Source organism: Halanaerobium praevalens DSM 2228 (assembly GCF_000165465.1).
Classification (GTDB): Bacteria; Bacillota; Halanaerobiia; order Halanaerobiales; family Halanaerobiaceae; genus Halanaerobium; species Halanaerobium praevalens.
In genome coordinates this window covers 123,917-143,911 of sequence record NC_017455.1, presented here as the reverse complement: position 1 = coordinate 143,911, position 19,995 = coordinate 123,917, and the positions used below count along the sequence as shown (strand labels likewise).

Genomic DNA, 19,995 nt, shown 5'->3' with positions numbered 1-19,995 from the left:
TTCTCCTCCTATTTATTATATAATATTATTTTCTATTTTTTTCAATATCAACTTTTAGATCCATTAATCCTTTTGTGAAAATTCTTTTATCCATTACTTTACAATCTTCGTCAATTATTGGCTTAAAACCCATTTGTTCTAAGATATCTTTTTGAATATCTATTCCAGGAGCTATTTCTTTAAGTACTAATCCTTCTTTAGTTAGTTCAAAAACTGCTCTCTCAGTAATATAAATTACTTCTTGATTTTCTTCAACAGCATATTCTCCACTGAATGAAATCTGTTCAACTTTATCAACAAGCTTAACAATTTTTCCTTCTTGATTAATCCTTAGCTCACCATTATCGACTTCTACTTTAAGACCACCGGCTGTAAATGTACCACAATATATTACTTTTTTAGCAGTTTGCGTAATATTAACAAATCCTCCAACACCAGCAATTTTAGGACCAAATTTACTAACATTTACATTACCAATTTTATCAGCCTGTGCTAGACCTAAAAATGCTACATCCAGTCCTCCACCATCATAGAAATCAAATTGATAAGGCTGGTCTAAAATAGCTTCAGGGTTTGTTGATGCTCCAAAGCTCAACCCACCAGCTGGAATACCACCTACAGGTCCAGCCTCAACAGTAAGATTCATTTCATCACTTGCCCCTTCTTCTGAAGCAACTGAAGCAACACCTTCAGGCATACCAATACCTAAATTAACAATGGCATCTGGTACTAATTCCATAGCTGCTCTTCGGGCAATAATTTTCCTTTCATTTAATGGTAAAGGTTTTAAGGAGTCTAGTGGTACTTTTGTCTCACCAGTATAAGAAGGATTATATTGTTCTACAAAGGATTGCATATGATTCTTTTCATCTTTTGAAATCACAACAGCATCTACATAAATCCCTGGAATAACAACTTTATTTGGATCCATACTCCCTGCTTCAGCAATTCTTTCTACTTGAACAATTACTTTTCCACCAGAGTTTTTAGCAGCTTGTGCAATAGACAGTGACTCTAATGGCATTGCTTCTTTTTCCATTGAAATATTTCCTTTTTTATCAGCAGTTGTTCCTCTTAAAATTGCGATATCAATTGGAATTGACTTATATCTTAAATAATTTTCTCCATCAAGCTCAATTAAATCAACAATATCTTCAGTTGTAATATCATTTAATTTCCCACCTTGTACCCTTGGATCAACCAATGTTTTTAATCCAACATGAGTAATTGTACCAGGCTTACCAGCTGCTGTATCTCTAAACATATGACTTATTACTCCTTGAGGCAAATTATATCCTTCAACTTTGTTTTCATTAACTAATTTACCTAATTTAGGAGCTAGACCCCAATGTCCACCAATAACTCTTTTAAGCAAACCAGAATGAGCTAAGTGATTTAAACCTCGATCTTTACCATCACCTTGACCAGCAGCATAAACTAAAGTTAAATTTTCTGGTTTAAAAGTTTCTTTATACTTTTTTTCTAAGCTTTTAGTAATATATTCTGCATGACCAAAGCCAACAAAACCACTTGTAGCAATCGTGTCATTATCTTTTATTAAATCTAATGCCTTTTTAATATCAATAATCTTATTTTTATGCATTTTATAACCCCCCATTTAATTAATAATTAATTTATTTAGTCACGTGTAACTAATGTAGCTGCTCCTTGTCCACCACCAATACAAAGGGTTGCTAGTCCTTTTTTTGATTTTCTTTTAATCATTTCATGAATTAAAGTAACTAAGATTCGAGCTCCACTTGCACCTATTGGATGTCCAATAGAAATAGAGCCACCATTTACATTTACTTTTTCAGTATCAAGTCCTAATTCTTTAATAACAGCTAATGATTGTGAAGCAAAAGCTTCATTTGCTTCTATTAAATCTAAATCATCAATTTTTAGATCAGCTTTAGTAAGTGCTTTTCTTGTTGCAGGAATAGGTCCTGTCCCCATAATTGCTGGATCAACTCCTGCAGAAGCATAAGAAGTAATATTTACTAATATCTCTAAATTTAATTCTTGAGCTTTCTCTTTAGACATTACAAGTAAAATTGCAGCTCCATCATTTATTCCAGAAGCATTGCCTGCAGTAACTGTTCCATCTTTTTTAAATGCAGGTCTTAATTTGCTCAAACCATCAACTGTAACACCTTTTCTTGGATATTCATCCTTATTAACTATTAAATCATCTCCACGTCTTTGTGGAATAATAATAGGTACAATTTCATTTTTAAATTTATTTTCAGCCATTGCTTTTTCAGCTCTCTGCTGACTCATTGCAGCAAACTCATCTTGCTCTTTTCGACTTAAATTCCATTTTTCAGCAATGTTTTCAGCAGTAATTCCCATATGATAATCATTAAATGCACACCAAAGTCCATCTTTTATCATTTCATCTATAGAGTTACTATCTCCCATTTTTTTCCCCCAACGCCCTTTTTGATCCAAATACGGCGCTTGACTCATATTTTCCATTCCACCAACTATAAAGATTTCTCCATCTCCTGCTTTTATTGCTTGAGCAGCTAAGTTTACTGTTTTTAAACCAGAACCACAAACTTTATTTACAGTCATTGCTGGAACTTCTTTCGGAATACCAGCTTTTATTGCTGCCTGTCTAGCTGGATTCTGACCAAGACCAGCTTGAAGTACATTACCTAAAATAACTTCATCAATTGAGGCTGGATCTAATTTTGTTTCTTCTAAAACTTTTTTAATCACATCTGCACCTAAATTTACTGCAGAAACATTTTTGAAATAACCACCAAAACTACCAACTGCTGTTCTTAAAGCACTAACTATTACAACTTCTTTCATTATTAACAACCTCCATTTTTTTATTATCCATCTATAATATAGTGCAATTATCATACCAAAAGTATAAAATATATATATTTTTTTATAATCCCTGTTATAATAAGGATTTAAGGATAATAATAATTTAATTTATATATTTTTTTATAATTATTAAATTATTTCATAAAATATTATTTATATTTTGTATGCTTTTTTCTACACTATGTATTGATTATGCTACATCTAGCTCTTATTTAAACTGATCTCATTCATTTTATGATGTTCTTAAAATAGATAATATATAATAAAAAGACCAATAAAGCATTAAAATACTTTACTGGCCCTTATTCTTAAAAGTTAAATTTATAATTAATATTTACTTAAGTTCTGCAAAAGCTTTACTAAGTAATGGTACAATTTTTTTCAAGTCTCCAACAAGACCATAGTCACAGATCTCAAAAATTGGAGCATCTTGATCAGTATTAATTGCAATAATTAAATTAGAGTTTTCCATTCCTGCTTTATGCTGGATAGCTCCTGAAATACCACAAGCAAAATATACTTTTGGCTTAACTGTCTTACCAGTTTGTCCAACCTGGTGTGGTTTTTCAATCCAACCTTCATCTACTACTGCGCGAGAAGCTCCTACTTCTCCTCCTAAAACAGTAGCTAATTCTTCTATTAATTCGAAGTTTTCTGGACTACCTACACCTCTACCTCCAGAAACAATAATATCAGCATCTTCTAAATTAACACTTGCTTTAGCTTCTTTTACAATTTCTTTAATTGTTGTGAAAATATCAATATCTGATAAATCTGATTTAAGGTTAATTATCTTACCACTATCAGTAATCTGAGAATTAACATTTTCAGCATTAATCTCTACTTCAATCTCTTCAATTTCACCAGTTTTACTGTGATCTGGCTCAGCTTTTTCCATAACTCCTGGTCTAACTGTAGACATTTGTGGTCTGTGATCAGGACAAATAATAGTTGCCATTAAGTTACCACCAAATGCTGGTCTAGTTTGAAGTAAAATATTTCTTTCTTTATCAATTTCAAGTTTTGTACAATCAGCTGTTAAACCTGTATCTAAACGAGCAGAAATACGAGGTCCTAAGTCTCTACCGTTATGAGTTGCTCCTAAAAGAACTATTTCTGGTTTAAATTCATTAATTAAGTCACAAATAACAGCTGTATAAGTTTCTGTTCTGTAATCTTTTAGTTCTTCATCTTCCACAATATATACATTATCTGCTTTGTAAGCAAATAATTCTTTTGCTTCTTCTTTTACATCTGATCCTAATACAATTACAGATAAGCTTGTACCTAATTCATCAGCTAATTTTCTTCCTTCACTACATAGTTCAAAAGAAACATCTAGTAATTTATTACCTCTCTGCTCAGCTAATACCCAAACACCTTTGTAACCAGAGATATCTTGTTTTTCACCTGTTTCTTCTTTATCAATTTCCATTGCATCAAAATTACATTTTTTAACACAAATACCACACATAGTACATTTTTCTGTATCAACAACTGCTATATCATTTTCCATTTTTAAAGCATCAAATGGACAGCTAGTTACACAAACTCCACACCCGACACACTTATCTTCAAATATATTTAACATTCAACTATTCCTCCTATGATTATAATACCTGTTCTAGTTTTAATTTTTCTAGTAATTTTTCTACTTTTTCTTTTTCATTTCCTTCTAAAAATTCTCCTTTTTTCTCATTTGTTGGCACAAAAGTATCATATACCTGAGTTGGAGAAGCATCAAGTCCTAGTTTAGACATGTCAACTTCAAAATCATCTGTTGACCATACTTTAATACAATCTTCCTTTTTAAAAGCAGCAACTACTCTTTTAATAGAAGGATAACGTGGTTTATTTAAACCATCAATAACTGTTAATAAAACAGGCATTTTTGTTTCTACAACACTATATCCATCCTCTAAAGCTCTTTTAGCTTTAACTTTTTCACCTTCTACTTCTAAACCACGAACATAAGTGATTTGAGGCATACCAAGATTTTCAGCTATCTGTGGTCCAACTTGCGCTGTATCTCCATCAATTGCCTGACGACCACAGAAAATAATATCAAATTCACCTGCATTTTTAATTCCTTGAGCTAAAGTATAAGAAGTAGCCCAGGTATCAGAACCAGCAAAAGCTCTATCTGATACTAAAATACATTCATCTGCTCCCATTGCATATGCTTCTAAAAGAGCTGTTTTTGCCTGAGGTGGTCCCATACTAATTACAGTAACCTTTCCTCCCTGCTCTTCTTTTAATCTAACTGCTTCTTCTAAAGCTATTTTATCTTCTGGATTAATAATACTTGGTACACCATCTCTAATCAATGTTCCGTTTTCTTCATCAATTCTAACTTCATCTGTATCTGGTACTTGTTTTACACATACTAATATATTCATTATTTTACCTCCTGTTTATAAATCCCAATTAATTTAATAAAGAACCTGCGATTACCATTTTTTGTACTTCTGTTGTACCCTCATAAATTTCTGTAATTTTTGCATCACGCAATAAGCGCTCAACTGGGTATTCTTTAATGTATCCATAACCACCATGTAATTGGATAGCTTTGTTTGCAACAGCAAATGCTGCTTCTGAAGCATAATATTTAGCCATTGCTGCTTCTTTTGAGAATCTTTGACCTGAATCTTTAGTTTTAGCAGCTTTGTAAACTAATAATCTTGCTGCTTCTACTTTTGTTGCCATCTCTGCAATTTCCCACTGTAAACCTTGGAATTTAGAGATAGCACGGCCAAACTGCTGTCTTTCTTTTACATATTGTACTGTTTCATCTAAAGCTCTTTGAGCAATACCTAATGCCTGAGCTGCAACTCCAATTCTTCCTCCATCTAAAGTTGCCATTGCAATCTTAAAGCCCATACCTTCTTTTCCTAATAAATTTTCTTTAGGTACTCTACAATCTTTAAAAATTAACTCTCTTGTATCAGAAGCATTAATTCCTAATTTATTTTCTTTTTTACCAACAGAAAATCCTGGATATTCTTTTTCTACAATAAAGGCACTAATTCCTCTAGTTCCTTTGCTTTTATCAGTCATTGCAAAAACTATAAATGTATCTGCCACACCAGCATTAGTAATAAATATCTTTGATCCGTTTAAAACATATTCATCACCATCAAGTTCTGCTGTTGTTTTTTGAGCTGATGCATCAGTTCCTGCATCTGGTTCTGTTAAACCAAAAGCTCCTAATTTATCTCCTCTTGCTAAAGGCTTTAAATACTTTTCTTTCTGCTCTTCATTTCCAAATTGATAAATAGGGTGAGCACCTAAAGAAGTATGAGCAGATAAAATAATACCATGAGTAGCACAAGCTTTTGATAATTCTTCAATAGCTAATACATAACTTAAAGTATCACCACCTGAACCATCATATTTTTCAGGAAAAGGAATTCCTAACATATCTGCAGCAGCCATCTTGTTTACATTTTCTTGTGGAAATTCACATGTTTCATCTATCTCAGCTGCTATATCCTTTACTTCATTTTCTGCAAAATCTCTTACGACTTTTTGTATCATTTCTTGAGTACTAGTTAAATTAAAATCCATTTTTTTACCTCCAAATTTATACTTTGTTATTTACTACTATCAGCTTCATTTATTATTTATAAGTTTCCAATTAAATCCCTTTACAGCTTATTTATTCATTCTTAAAATCAGCTTTCCTATTATTTAAAAATGCCTGCATACCTTCTTTTTGATCTTTAGTACTAAAACAAGTACTAAATAAATTAGCTTCAAATTTACTTCCTTCTGCAGAAGGATGTTCTAAGGCGAAATTTACAGCTTCTTTAGCAGTAGAAATAATAGGAGCAGATTTCTTAGCTATTTTTTCAGCAATCAATTTTGCCTTTTCCATAATATCTTCTACTTCTACAATCTGATTAACTAATTTTAAAATTTTAGCTTCTTCAGCATCAATATTATCACCAGTTAAAATCAATTCTAAGGCTTGGGATTTACCAATAACTTTAGTTAAACGTTGAGTTCCTCCAAAACCAGGAATAATACCTAAATTAATTTCTGGTTGGCCAAACTTTGCTCCTTTAGCTGCAATTCTAATATCACAAGCTAAAGCAAGTTCACAACCTCCACCTAAAGCATAACCATTAACTGCTGCAATAAATATTTTAGTTGAATTTTCTATTTTGTTAAAAACTTGATTACCTAATAAAGAAAAATCTTTAGCTTCTTTTACATTCATGCTTTTCATTTCAGATATATCAGCACCTGCAACAAAAGCCTTTTTACCTTCTCCACTAATAATAACTGTTTTAATTTTATCGTTTTTATCTAAATCAGTGATAGCTAGGTCTAACTCTTCTAAAGTTTCTTTATTTAAAGCATTTAAAGCTTTAGGTCTATTAATTTTTATAATAGCAATTTCATTTTCAAAGTTAAGAATTAAATTATTATAATTCATCTTTGCCTCCCTTAATTGACTGTCTAGTTAAATCTTTTATGAAACAGCTGTCCCAAATATAAATTCGGGGCAGCTGATATTTAACTTTTTAGTAATTATAAAAACCTTTTTTAGATTTTCTACCTAACTGTTCAGCCCTAACTTTCTTTTTCAGTAAAGGACAGGGACGATATTTATCTTCCCCAAGTTCTGAATGTAGAGTTTCCATAATTGCTAAACAGACATCAAGTCCAATTAAATCAGCTAAAGCTAAAGGTCCTATTGGATGATTTGCACCCAATTTCATAGCTAAATCAATATCTTCAGCAGAAGAAACTCCTTCTTGTAAAATATAAGCAGCCTCATTAATCATTGGAATTAAAATCCTATTAACAACAAAGCCAGGAGCTTCATTGACTTTAACTGCTTCTTTATTAATTGATTTTACAAGCTCTTCTACTTTATCATAGCAAGCATCAGAAGTTTCAGCAGCTCTAATAACTTCTACAAGTTTCATCATTGGTACTGGATTAAAAAAGTGAATACCAATAACATTTTCTCTTCTAGCTGTGGCAGCTGCAATTTCAGTAATACTTAAAGCAGATGTATTAGTAGCTAGTATAGCCTCATCCTTAACTATCTGATCAAGTTTTTTGAAAATATCTTTCTTGATTTCTAAGTTTTCAATTACTGCTTCTATTACTAAATCTACCTCTGCTAAGGCCTCTAATTTGGAAGCAGTTTCTATTCGGTCTAAAATTGCTTTCTTTTCGGCTTCAGTTATTCTTTCTTTTTTAACAGAACGACTGAGGCTTTTTTCAATATTTTTATAGCCTTTTTCTAAATTTTCTTGATCAATATCTACCATTATCACCTGATATTCATTTTTAGCTATAACATTAGCAATTCCATTTCCCATTGTTCCTGCACCTAAAATACCAATTTTATTCATAACGCAAACTTCCCCTTTCTGATATTAGTCAACTAATATTGATCATTTATTACATACTAAATAATTATTTCTTTGGTGGCATTAAAACTGCTTCACCAACAATTACTTCTTTTCCTTCTTGAGTAGTACAAATTGTATCCATAATAACTCTGTTTTTTTCTTCATTTTTATTCTTAACTCTAACTGTAGCTGTAACAGTATCACCAATTTTAACTGGTGCAGTAAATTTAACTTTTTGAGAAATATAAATTGTTCCGGGGCCAGGTAATTTTGTACCTAAAACAGCAGAAATAAAACCAGAACCAAGCATTCCATGTGCAATTCTGCCTTTAAATATAGTTTTTTTTGCATATTCTTCATTAATATGAGCTGGATTTAAATCACCTGTAACACCAGCATAAAGAGATACATCAGCTTCAGTAATCGTTTTAGAAAAACTAGCCTCTTGTCCTATTTCCATTTCATTGATACTAAATCCTTTTTTCATTATACCCACTCCTAATTTAAATTAGAATTAAACGTTTTCATAAAACTAATTAATAACCCATCATAATATTCACAGCTAACTTCTTTTGCAACTTTTTTAATTGTATTTTTTCTTTCCAAGGGACTAAAGCAAAAATTAATATTTTCGTTTATATAAATGCTAATAATTAACTTATTAACGAATTTATTTGCTCTTCTTATGATATTCAATTGAACAATTGTTATAGGATCATATTTAACTAGATAAACATTTTTAATCATAAAGAATATCCTCTTGGGAATAAATAATATATTCACTAAATAATAAATGCATATATTATACCTAAAAGAAAAAAATAATCATTTCATCACCTTTTTTTAAAAAATAATATAAAAAAAAGACTATAGATACTTATAATTATAAGTATCTATAGTCTTTAAATTTTAATTAATTATTTCTATATATTTTTTTAAAAATTATAAAAAATATTTTTTATATTCATTTTTTATTTCTTATGTATATTAAAATATACATATTTTTAATAATTGTCTATTTTTTAATACATATAAAATATAAATTTTAACTAAACTTTAAAAATGAAAATATCACAAAATTTTATAAGCTTGCTAAAATAGAAAAGATAATTGTTAAACCATTATTAGTCCAAATAGAGAAAATAAACTAAATCAATTAATTAAAGTGATATATTTTTTTAGTTATCCTGTAAATTATAATTGCTATTTTTCTACCTACACTAGTTTTAAAACTAACAGGAAATAAAAATGATTTATATTTTATTTTAAAATAGATTTTAGGATAATTATTCTTTATTTTTTGCCATAATCTTTTATGAATCTTAATTTTTTCTTTACTTCCATCTAAAAATAATAAAATAGATGTAATTGAGACTAACATTGATAAATGATTTAACATATATTTTGCAAGCTTTTCTGACTTTTGTTTTACTTCATTTAAATCATATGCTTCTAACATTATTTCAGTTACTTTTAACTGCTGATCTACTTGTTTTATCATGACTTCCTCATTCACAGATTGGTCTTCTCTACCAATAAAGTAACGATATAAATCATAATTAAAATAATAAATATTATCTACAAAAGGAAAGGGTTGATATACAAACAGATTATCTACATAAAAAGTATGTTTTGGTAAAAATAAATTACTTTTTTTTAATATTTCCGTTCTATAAATGACTGCATGCATGATCAAATATTGAGATATTCTAAATTTACCACAAGCATTCCAATCAAAAATTTTATTTTCTGGCAAAACATTTGTATATTTCATTACTTTACTTGTATTATCAAATTGATTTTCATAAACATAATTATTTATTATTAAATCAATCTGCTGATCTTTTTTTTCTAAAATCTTTATCTGATCAATAATCTTTTTTAAAGCAGAAATTTTGAGCCAATCATCAGAATCAACTACTTTAAAATATATACCTTCTGCTTTTTCTAAGCCCTTCATTACTGCATCACCATGACCACCATTTTCTTTATGCACTGCTTTAATTAAATTAGGATAATTATTAACATATTCATCAATTATCATTGGAGTTTGATCTGTAGAGCCATCATTAACTAAAATTATTTCTATTTCTTTTCCTCCAGGTAAAATAGTTTCTACACATCTCTCTAAATATTCAGCTGAATTATAACAAGGTACTACAAAAGTTATTAATTTCATTTTTTCAATCCTTTAATTTATTTGATAAATTTAATGCTTTAGCAACTACTTGATCCATATTATAATATTGATATTCTGCTAATCTACCTAAACAGAAAAAATTATGATAGTTAATCAATTTTTCTTGATACTTAAAATATAATTCCCTACTTTCTTTAGTAGGAATAGGATAATATGGTATATCAGTTTCTTTTTCTAATTCACGTGGATACTCTTTGACAATTGTGGTTTTATTTTTTAATTTTTGACCAGTAAGATATTTATATTCTGTTATTCTAGTATAATCCTGATCTAAAGTATAATTTACAACCCCATAATTCTGAAAATGATTTTTATTATAATTTTCAAATTTAAAGTCTAGAGTTCTATATTTTAATTTTCCATACTCATAATTAAATAATTTATCGAGTGAGCCAGTATAAATAACTGGGCCAGAAAATAGCTCTCCTTTTAAATATACTTTCCCTGATTTTAAAGAAATAAAATCTAAACCATCTGTTTTTAACTTCACATTTATTAAATCATGATCTAAAATATTTTCAAATAATTTTGTATAACCAGCTGCAGGAATTAGCTGCCAATTATCTTCAAAATAATAATTCTTCTTTGATAAATAAATAGGGACTCTTTTAAAAATTGAATTATCAAGGCTAGAAAAATGTTCTCCCCATTGCTTTGTTGAATAATAAAAATAATAATTTTCATAAATATAAGTCGCTATCTTATTAATATCAGGATCATCAAATTCCAAAAGCTCATTAATAAAAACTTTTTTCCTATTTTTAAATACCTCCAAAAGTTTTTCCTTTAATAAATCAGAATCAGATTCAAAAACTTTTTCTAAAACATCAAAATTAAAAGGTATTGACATTTTTTCCCCTTTAATAGATGCTACTACCTGATGCTTATATTCTCTCCAATCTGTAAAACGTGAAAGAAAATTATATACTTTTTGATCATTAGTATGAAAAATATGTGGACCATAAAGATGAATCAAAATTGAATTATCATTAATAAAATCATATGCATTTCCACCAATATGATTTCTTTGCTCAAACACTAAAACTTTTTTTCCAGTTTCTGCTAACTTTCTTGCTGTAACAGCTCCTGCAAAACCAGCACCAACTATCACTACATCTACATCAAAGTTTTCCATTTAAATCTATCTCCTGTTAAAATTTATTTATATCAGTACTAGCTCATCTAAATGAACTAGTACTAATATTATTGATTAAATTCTATTTTTTTACTAATTAAATTATTCTTTACTTAAATTTATTAAGTCTTAATTATTCTTTAAATATTTTTTGAAGTAAATAAATTCAAAGGCTAACAAGATTAAGGCTATTATTATATCAATAATAATGACTATTTTAACCCAAGCTTCCATTTCAAAGTTTTTAGGATCCATAGCATTAGAATTAGCAACTGAATAAAGAATATTATGAGATGCAGTCCTCATTGCTGAAATGCTTGTTGCACTTTCTAAGTCATCAATATAAGCACCATTTTCACCTGTAGTTGATAACATTAAATCATTTCCATTTCTAATAGCAAGATCAGCATCCATATATCCTGTAGACTTATCTCCCATAAAATAATCTGTAATTACATGACCTCTAAATCCCCATTCTTTTCGTAATACTTCATTTAAAAGAGAACTAGAGGTTCCGGCCCAATTATTTCCAATATAATTAAAAGCAGACATAACTCCAGTTGCCCCACCTTCTTTAACAGACATTTCAAATGGTTTTAAATAGATCTCTCGCATAGCTTGTTCATCTGCCCAGGTTGCTAAAATTTTATCTCTATTTTGTTCTTGATCATTAAGAGCAAAATGCTTAATATAAGCTACTAAACCTTGTTCTTCTGCACCTTTGGTTGATTTTGCAGCAATAGAACCTGATAAATATGGATCTTCAGAATAGTATTCAAAACTACGTCCTAAGAAAGCCGAACGATGAATATTCATTGATGGAGCATACCAACCTGTAACATGCATTTCTGCTGCTTCTTTTCCTATTTGAATTCCAAAATCAAAAGCTAAATCTTTATTCCAAGTAGCTGCAATAAGAACAGCAGTTGGAAAACCTGTACCACTTTGACCACTAAAATTATTATTTAACCCAGCTGGCCCATCAGCACTTACAGTTCTAGGTAAATTAATTGAATTAAGAGCAGATGTTGAATAACCACCCAAGGCAATCAATTTATTCATATCTGAAATAGAAAGTTGATTTAATAATTTTTCCCATTTTGGATCATTATAATCTAAACCTGCAACATCCCTTATTTCTAAATTATTATTTTGTTTTAAAATAGGCATTTCAGCTTCAGAATCATTATAAGCTTCTAAATTATAATTAGCAATTGCAGAAAAGTCCTGTTTAAATTTATCTTCTAGGCTAAAATTTGAAGGTGCTGCAGTTGCTTTTTCATAATTAGCAAATCCATCTTCACGACTAAGATAGTTAACATTTCCATGAGCATAATCAAATTGATTAGTTGCTACTTCAATATCCCCTGAACGTGAACCATTATTTTCTTCGTTATAAATTAAATCTTCATCAATATTTATAGTCCGAGAATCTATAAGTGTATGTGAATCCGAGCGTAGACTTATCTGATAGTCTCCTTTTTCTAAAACATAGCTCTCATAATTCTTATAATCATAGGAAGCCATATCTTCTAAATCAAAGCTTAAACTTATTCTTTGACTTTCACCAGGTGCTAAATTACTAGTTTTAGCAAATTCTATTAAATTGACTTCTGATTTTTCAATCCCACCATTATAATAAGGAGGTGTATAATATACTTCTACCACTTCTTTACCTGTACTTTTACCCGTATTAGTTACTTTTACATCCAGTTTAACTGAGTTATTATCCCAATTAAAATCAACTATTTCCTGTTCAAAACTAGTATAGGATAAACCATAGCCAAAAGGATACTGTACTTTAGATTCATAATCAATTAAACCTTCTGCTGCTGCAGTTTCATAAAACTTATAGCCCACATAAATACTTTCAACATAGTTAACAAAATGAGCTTCATATTTTTCATCATTATTATCACTATTAATAACATTATCCATATTAGTATAAGTAAAATCACCATAATTATTATTTGTAGGTGTTTTTAATAAATCATAAACATAAGTATCTGGTAATTTACCTGAAGGATTAATACTCCCATCCAATATTCCACCCAAGGCTTTAAAACCAGTGATTCCTGGTCCAGGATACCATAGTGCAGCTTTAATGCTCTTATAATCATCTAACCAACCAAGCTCCATTGGATTTGCGGAATTTATAATCACAACTACATCCTTAAAATTAGAAGTAACTCTTTCTATCATATTTTTTTCTCTATGACTCAATTCTAAATAGTGTTTATTTATATCTATATCATCAGAGTTACTAGTATATCTAACTCCAGATTGACCAAACATACCACCTGGCTTTAAATCATCTCTATCTGTAATACTCCTTGGTAAATCAGCTCCTTCACCACCAGATCTAGATATTACAATCAAAGCTGTATCTGAAAAAGATTCTGCCTGTTCAAAAATCCCTTCTGAATTATAATCTTCAAGTTTAGGTTCTGGAATAGTCCAATCTTGACCCCACATTCCAACCATAGGCCGGGAAGAACTATAAGAAGTATAAAAATCAACTAAATTTTCATTAATTTTATAGCCTGTAGCTCTTAAATTATCTAGTAATGATATAGTTTTAGAAGTATCTATAGTCCCTGATCCAGTTCCTCCATAAATAGGATTAGTTGCTGACCAGCCAAAAACATTTAATTTTTTATTGTTAGAGCTAAAAGGTAAAATTTCACCTTCATTTTTTAATAATACAACCCCTTCCTCCACAATTTTAGTTCCTAACTCCCCTGACTTAGAAGCTGTTGCTTCAGATAGGGCATATTTTTTGCTTAAAGACAAATTCAAAATTTTATTGGCAGGACCAAAAATAATTAAATTTCCAATCACAAAAACAATTAAAATAATTGCTAAAATAGATTGTACTAATATCAAATTTTTAGTTTTCTGTGAATACTTTCTAGAAATTAATAAAATTATTAAGACTACCAATATTAGTGCTCCAGCAGTAATTAAATAAGGACTAAGAGCATTAACCATACTATCAAAATCATCTTCTCGAATATTTATTGTTGAATTTGTCAATTTATAATTTATAAATCCAACAACCCCTCCAATTATAATAGCTAGTAAAATAATTGTTGTCAATAACTTAAACCATCTTTTTTTCATTTAAATCCTCCCCTTAAACTTTAATAATAATTAAATTTACAACTTTTTAATAATATTCAAACCTCTAAATTTACCACCACCCTAAAGTTAATATTCTAATATTTTTTAGTATTATAGATTATTTTCTGCTTTGTCATCTTTCATAATTACAAATTTAAGCATTGGATAAATTAAAGCAACTTGAATCATAATATTTACTCCATTAGTAATATTAGTTGCCAATAAGCTCCCAAAAATTTCTGTTAGTGGTTCCATAATTAAAGTTGGAACATAAAGACAAATTATATAAACAAAACCAACTGTTAAAAAATAAAGTATTAAACCTGTACTTAATTTACTCTCTGACTTAAATACTATTTCTCGCTGAACAAAGAAATTTACAATCTGAGCTGCAGCATAAGCAAAGAAAAATGCTAAAAAGCCACCAAGTCCACCCTTTGCAGCAGAATAATTAAATATCCACCAATTAAAATTAACATCCATTAATGAACGAAAGATAATACTTTTACTTAAATTTAAAACAGCAAAATTCGTTATGGTGGCAATATTAGAAAAAATATTAAACATTATAAACTCATAAATATCTGGATGTTCGTCTTTAAAGTCTTGTATAAGCTCCATAGTTAGCTACTCCTTATCATTATTTAATTTTCTTTGAAGTTCTTTAACTAATTTTTCTTTTTCAAACCAATTACTTATAAAATTTTTGAGACCACTAAATAAATTTCCATTAACCATTTCCACTATATTTTTTGACATTTTTCGATTAATCATACCACCTGACATTTTTGAAATTGCTCTAAAAGGCATATTTAATAAATAAAAGACATTAAGGTTGGGTTTCCCCTTTTTTTCTGAATGCTTTTTAATTTTAATAAGAATCTTATGGATCAACCTAGCAATTAAACTATCTGCATAATATAATTGAGAAACTGAATCATTAAGCTTCAACTTTTGATTTTCATCCCAACTAGATTTTGGAATTTTTCTCTGCAATATATTCTCAAATTGTCGGTTATCTATATTCTTAATATTACCTGAATAATAATCAATTAAATCAGCTTTAGGATATATTTGTTCAATATTATTACCCTCAATTTTCAAACTAGTTTGAAGTCTAATATCAGCAGAAGATGCTCCAATATAAATCTGATATTTTCCAGACTCAATTTCAAATTTATTTTTTTTAATATTAAAATATCTAAAGGCTTTATCATCAATTTTAATTACTACATCTTTTTTTTCACCAGCTTCTAAATATACTTTTTTAAATCCTTTTAATTCTTTTTTGGCTCTAAAAATAGCTGAATCATTTAAACCGATATAAAGCTGAACAACTTCAGAACCAGCAGTTTCACCAATATTTTCCAACTTAAAGCTAATTTTTGAATTTTTAATTGCAAGTTCAGAATATTCAAAATTAGTGTAACTTAGGCCATAACCAAAGGGGAATTTAAGCTGCTGATCAACTTTATCATAATATCTATAACCAACATATATTGCTTCTCGATGTTCAACTGTTTTTTCTCTGCCAGGAAAATAATTATAAGCAGGTGTATCAGAATATTTAATTGGAAAACTTTCAGTTAATTTTCCACTAGGATTTATTTTACCAGTTAAAATATTAATAATTGCACCTGCTCCAGCTTGTCCAGGTAAACAAGCATAAAGTAATCCTTGACAATTTTCTATCCAACTCATTTCTACTGCTGAACCACCACTTAAGATCACAATAATATTTTTATTATGTTTTTTTAAATCTTTTAAAAGATTAATTTGGTTTTGATTAATTTTCATATTTTTTCTATCAATACCTTCAGACTCTGTACTTTCATCAAGACCTAAATAAAGAAGAACAACCTCAGCTTTTTTAGCTAAATTACAAGCTGAATCTGTTAAAAGCAAATCTTCTTTTCCATAACGATCAAATCCCTTTTCATAACCTAGGAAATTAAGATAACTCTCTTTAATTAAATCAACTGAGTTATCTAATTTAGTTGGATTAATCATACTTGATCCTGCCCCTTGATAACGAGGCTTAGCTGCAAAATCACCGATTACAGCAACTTTAGAACCTGCTGCTAAAGGTAAAATATTATCTTCATTTTTTAATAAAACTATTGAATCTTCGGCTGCTTTTCTAGCAACAGAATGATTTTCTTCAAGCTTTAAATCTGAATTATTTTTTATTTTATTTTCTTTAATTTTAAAAACAATATTTAAAAATTCACTTACTCTTTGATCTAGTAATTCTAGGTCTAGTTCATTATTTTTTACAGCTTTAATTATTTCTAAATCACTTGTTCTGCCTGTACCTGGCATTTCTAAATGACTACCAGCTTTAACACCTTTAAGGTGGTCATTGCTACCACCCCAATCAGTTACTACAATTCCCTCAAAGCCCCATTCCTCAACTAAAATATCATTTAAAAGATATGAGTGTTCATTGGCATATTCATCATTAATTTGATTATAAGCTGTCATTATTGCCTTTGGTTTCCCTTCTTTAACAGCAATTTCAAAAGCAGTCAAATAAATTTCTCTGAGAGTCCTCTCATCTACTACTGCATTAATTGTCATTCTTAATAATTCTTGATTATTAACAGCAAAATGTTTAGGACAAGCTGCTATTCCATTACTCTGAATCCCTCTAATATAAGCAGCAGCTATTTTTCCTGATAAATAAGGATCTTCACTGAAATATTCAAAATTTCTACCACACAAAGGACTGCGTTTAATATTTAAGCCCGGACCTAAAACAATATCAACTTCTTTTGAAATCGCTTCTTTTCCTAAGCTTTCCCCTATTTTTTCTGCCAAATCTTGGTTCCAACTATTAGCGATTGTAGCTGAAGTAGGAAAACAAGTTGCAGGTGTTCCAGAATGCAAACCTAAATGATCTACTTCTTCTTCCTGCCGTCTAATACCATATGGGCCATCTGATAAAGTTAATTCTGGTATATTTAAACGTTCTATTGCTTTAGTTGTCCAGAAATCTTTTCCTGAAAGTAATGAAGCTTTCTCTTCCAGAGTCAGCTTTGAAATTATTTTTTCATATTTCATTTTTTCACCTCAAGATTAAATTAATACTTTTGATTAGTTTTAATTATTATAACTTTTAAATTATTTCATTAAAAGATATACTTCGTGAATCGTATTTTAATTTCGTGAATTGCAAATTTAAGTTTAAAACTTTACTGAAAGACAAATTTGAGTTAAAATTAAAACTAAGTAATCAAATTTTTATCTAGTTTATAATTAAAAATCCATTTAAAAAGGAGATACTTAATGATAAATATAGCGGTTGTTGAAGATGATAATACTTATTTAAAGCAAATAGAATCATACCTAAAAAAATATGAACTAGAAAATGATTTGAATTTTAAAATAAGTTTTTTTACAGATGGTTTTCAAATAACAGAAAATTATAAAGCAACATTTGATTTAATACTTATGGATATTAAAATGAAACATATGAATGGAATAACTACGGCAGAGAAAATTAGATCCAGAGATCAAGAAGTTATTATTATTTTTATTACAAATACATCGCAATATGCAATTAAAGGCTATAAAGTAAATGCTTTAGACTATATTTTAAAACCTATTAGTTATTTTTCTTTCACCCAATGCTTAAAAAAAGCCATTAAAAAAATAAACAATAAAAATTCTAAATATATTACTATAATTAATAAAAATGGTGCTAAAAAGATAAATATTGAAGCAATTTACTATATTGAGATTAGAAATCATACCCTAACTTATCATACAAGCAATGGTGATTATTCTACTTCTGGTACCATGAAAAAAATAGCATCCAAACTTAAAAAGCATGGTTTTTTCCGCTGTCACCGCTGTTATTTAGTTAATTTAAAGTATGTAGATGGTATTAAAGGTAAATATACTTTTGTTAAAGATAAAAAATTATTAATTAGTCGTAATCGCAAAGCAGATTTTTTAGATTCTCTCACAGATTACATGCGGGAGGTTATCAGATGAAAAATCTAATCCTTGAAATCCCTAGAGTTTATACTGCTTTAGCTGAATGGTCAGCAAGTTTAATTTATATTAGCATTCTCCCAAAAAAATTTAGACTTAAAAAAATAATATTAATTTCATTATTTATATTGTTTTTTCAATCTTCTTTTCTAGTTTATACTAAAAAATTACCAATTTTTTTCTGGCTACCTTGTATGATTGCTGCTATAATAATAATGTTTGCTTTTATCTATTATACTACCAAAACAACTTTCAAAGATGCTGCCTATTATTCAGTTAGAGCTTTTATACTGGCTGAATTAATAGCCTCTTTAGAAAGACAATTCTATTGGTTTATTTGGCCTCAAAATAATGCTTCCGACTATACAAAAATTTTATTTTTTAGCCTAATTTATATACTTATTCTATATTTAAGCTGGAAATTAGAGAAGCGTTATTTGCAAGAAGATTTTCAATTAAATGTTAATAACTGGGAATTGATAGGCGCTATTTCAATTGGATCAGCAGTATTTTTTATTAGCAATATTAGCTTTATATTTAGTAACACACCTTTTAGTGGCCAATATCCACAAGAAATAATTAAAATTCGTACATTGGTCGATATTGGAGGGTATGCAATATTATATGCCCATTTTATTCACTGCTGTGAAAGAAGAGAAAAACAAGAGGTAGAAGCCTTAAGTAATGTTTTAAATAATCAATATATCCAATACAAAAATTCTAGAAATAGTATTGATTTAATTAACCAGAAATATCATGATCTTAAATATCAAATTAATATTTTAAGACAAGATTTAGATAATAATAAAAAAAAGAAATGGCTTGATTCTTTAGAAAATGAAATTGAAATCTATGAGGCCCAAAATAATACTGGAAATTCTGTTTTAGATACTATTTTAACTAGCAAAAATATAATCTGTCAAAAAAATAATATTCAATTTACAAGAGTAATAAATGGTAAATTATTAAGTTTTATGGAGATTAGAGACATTTGCTCTATATTCGGTAATGCTTTAGATAATGCTATTGAATCTAGTAAAAAAATTAAAAATCATGATAAAAGAATAATTCACACAACTCTTTCCCAAAAAAGAGGCTTTATTATTTTAAAATTTGAAAATTACTATCAAAACAAGCTTAATTTCAAAAAAGGTTTGCCCTTAACAACAAAAAATAATAATGATTTTCATGGATATGGATTAAAAAGCATTAGCCATACAAGCAAAAAATACGGTGGAAGTACTAAAATTTATACTAAAGATAATTGGTTTGAATTAAATATATTATTCCCAATAGATGAAATTAACATTTAAATCATATAATTA

15 protein-coding genes are annotated in these 19,995 nt (G+C 28.8%); 2 read left to right on the top strand and 13 right to left on the bottom strand.

Annotation, left to right across the window (positions count from 1 at the left end; genetic code table 11):
- Positions 1-25: 25 nt before the first annotated feature.
- From HPRAE_RS00615 to HPRAE_RS00550, 13 genes are all read right to left on the bottom strand, one after another.
- Positions 26-1,603: an acyl CoA:acetate/3-ketoacid CoA transferase gene (locus tag HPRAE_RS00615; protein ID WP_014552309.1), complete on the bottom strand. Its 1,578-nt coding sequence runs from the start codon at positions 1,601-1,603 to the stop codon at positions 26-28.
- Between the two features lie 35 nt (positions 1,604-1,638).
- Positions 1,639-2,820, bottom strand: coding sequence for an acetyl-CoA C-acetyltransferase (locus HPRAE_RS00610; protein WP_014552308.1), 1,182 nt, complete (start codon positions 2,818-2,820; stop codon positions 1,639-1,641).
- Positions 2,821-3,175: 355 nt separating this feature from the next.
- Positions 3,176-4,432 (bottom strand): electron transfer flavoprotein subunit alpha, encoded by a 1,257-nt coding sequence (locus HPRAE_RS00605; RefSeq protein WP_014552307.1) that lies wholly within the window; start codon positions 4,430-4,432, stop codon positions 3,176-3,178.
- A gap of 19 nt (positions 4,433-4,451) precedes the next feature.
- Complete coding sequence (locus tag HPRAE_RS00600; protein WP_014552306.1) at positions 4,452-5,240, bottom strand: electron transfer flavoprotein subunit beta/FixA family protein; 789 nt, start codon at positions 5,238-5,240, stop codon at positions 4,452-4,454.
- Positions 5,241-5,268: 28 nt separating this feature from the next.
- Positions 5,269-6,408: an acyl-CoA dehydrogenase gene (locus tag HPRAE_RS00595; RefSeq protein ID WP_014552305.1), complete on the bottom strand. Its 1,140-nt coding sequence runs from the start codon at positions 6,406-6,408 to the stop codon at positions 5,269-5,271.
- Between the two features lie 91 nt (positions 6,409-6,499).
- Entirely contained in the window at positions 6,500-7,282 is a 783-nt protein-coding gene (locus HPRAE_RS00590; protein ID WP_014552304.1) for an enoyl-CoA hydratase-related protein, read from the bottom strand.
- Between the two features lie 88 nt (positions 7,283-7,370).
- Positions 7,371-8,213 carry a 3-hydroxybutyryl-CoA dehydrogenase gene (locus tag HPRAE_RS00585; RefSeq protein ID WP_014552303.1) on the bottom strand — a complete coding sequence of 281 codons (843 nt, stop codon included), beginning with the start codon at positions 8,211-8,213 and terminating at the stop codon, positions 7,371-7,373.
- A 64-nt stretch (positions 8,214-8,277) separates the two neighbouring features.
- Positions 8,278-8,700 carry a MaoC family dehydratase gene (locus HPRAE_RS00580; RefSeq protein ID WP_014552302.1) on the bottom strand — a complete coding sequence of 141 codons (423 nt, stop codon included), beginning with the start codon at positions 8,698-8,700 and terminating at the stop codon, positions 8,278-8,280.
- 669 nt (positions 8,701-9,369) lie between these two features.
- A complete protein-coding gene (locus HPRAE_RS00570; protein WP_014552300.1) occupies positions 9,370-10,392 on the bottom strand; it encodes a glycosyltransferase family 2 protein in 1,023 nt (340 codons plus the stop codon).
- Positions 10,393-10,396: 4 nt separating this feature from the next.
- Positions 10,397-11,548, bottom strand: a complete 1,152-nt coding sequence (glf, locus tag HPRAE_RS00565) for a UDP-galactopyranose mutase (protein ID WP_014552299.1) — start codon at positions 11,546-11,548, stop codon at positions 10,397-10,399.
- 129 nt (positions 11,549-11,677) lie between these two features.
- A complete protein-coding gene (locus HPRAE_RS00560; protein ID WP_014552298.1) occupies positions 11,678-14,671 on the bottom strand; it encodes a glycoside hydrolase family 3 N-terminal domain-containing protein in 2,994 nt (997 codons plus the stop codon).
- A 111-nt stretch (positions 14,672-14,782) separates the two neighbouring features.
- Entirely contained in the window at positions 14,783-15,292 is a 510-nt protein-coding gene (locus HPRAE_RS00555; protein WP_014552297.1) for a hypothetical protein, read from the bottom strand.
- Between the two features lie 6 nt (positions 15,293-15,298).
- Complete coding sequence (locus HPRAE_RS00550) at positions 15,299-17,734, bottom strand: glycoside hydrolase family 3 C-terminal domain-containing protein (RefSeq protein WP_014552296.1); 2,436 nt, start codon at positions 17,732-17,734, stop codon at positions 15,299-15,301.
- Between the two features lie 225 nt (positions 17,735-17,959).
- Between HPRAE_RS00550 and HPRAE_RS00545 the strand changes: the two genes are divergently transcribed.
- Positions 17,960-18,670 (top strand): LytR/AlgR family response regulator transcription factor, encoded by a 711-nt coding sequence (locus tag HPRAE_RS00545; RefSeq protein WP_014552295.1) that lies wholly within the window; start codon positions 17,960-17,962, stop codon positions 18,668-18,670.
- Entirely contained in the window at positions 18,667-19,983 is a 1,317-nt protein-coding gene (locus tag HPRAE_RS00540; protein WP_014552294.1) for an ATP-binding protein, read from the top strand. The genes HPRAE_RS00545 and HPRAE_RS00540 overlap by 4 nt, the downstream gene beginning before the upstream one ends.
- The last annotated feature ends 12 nt before the right edge of the window (positions 19,984-19,995 follow it).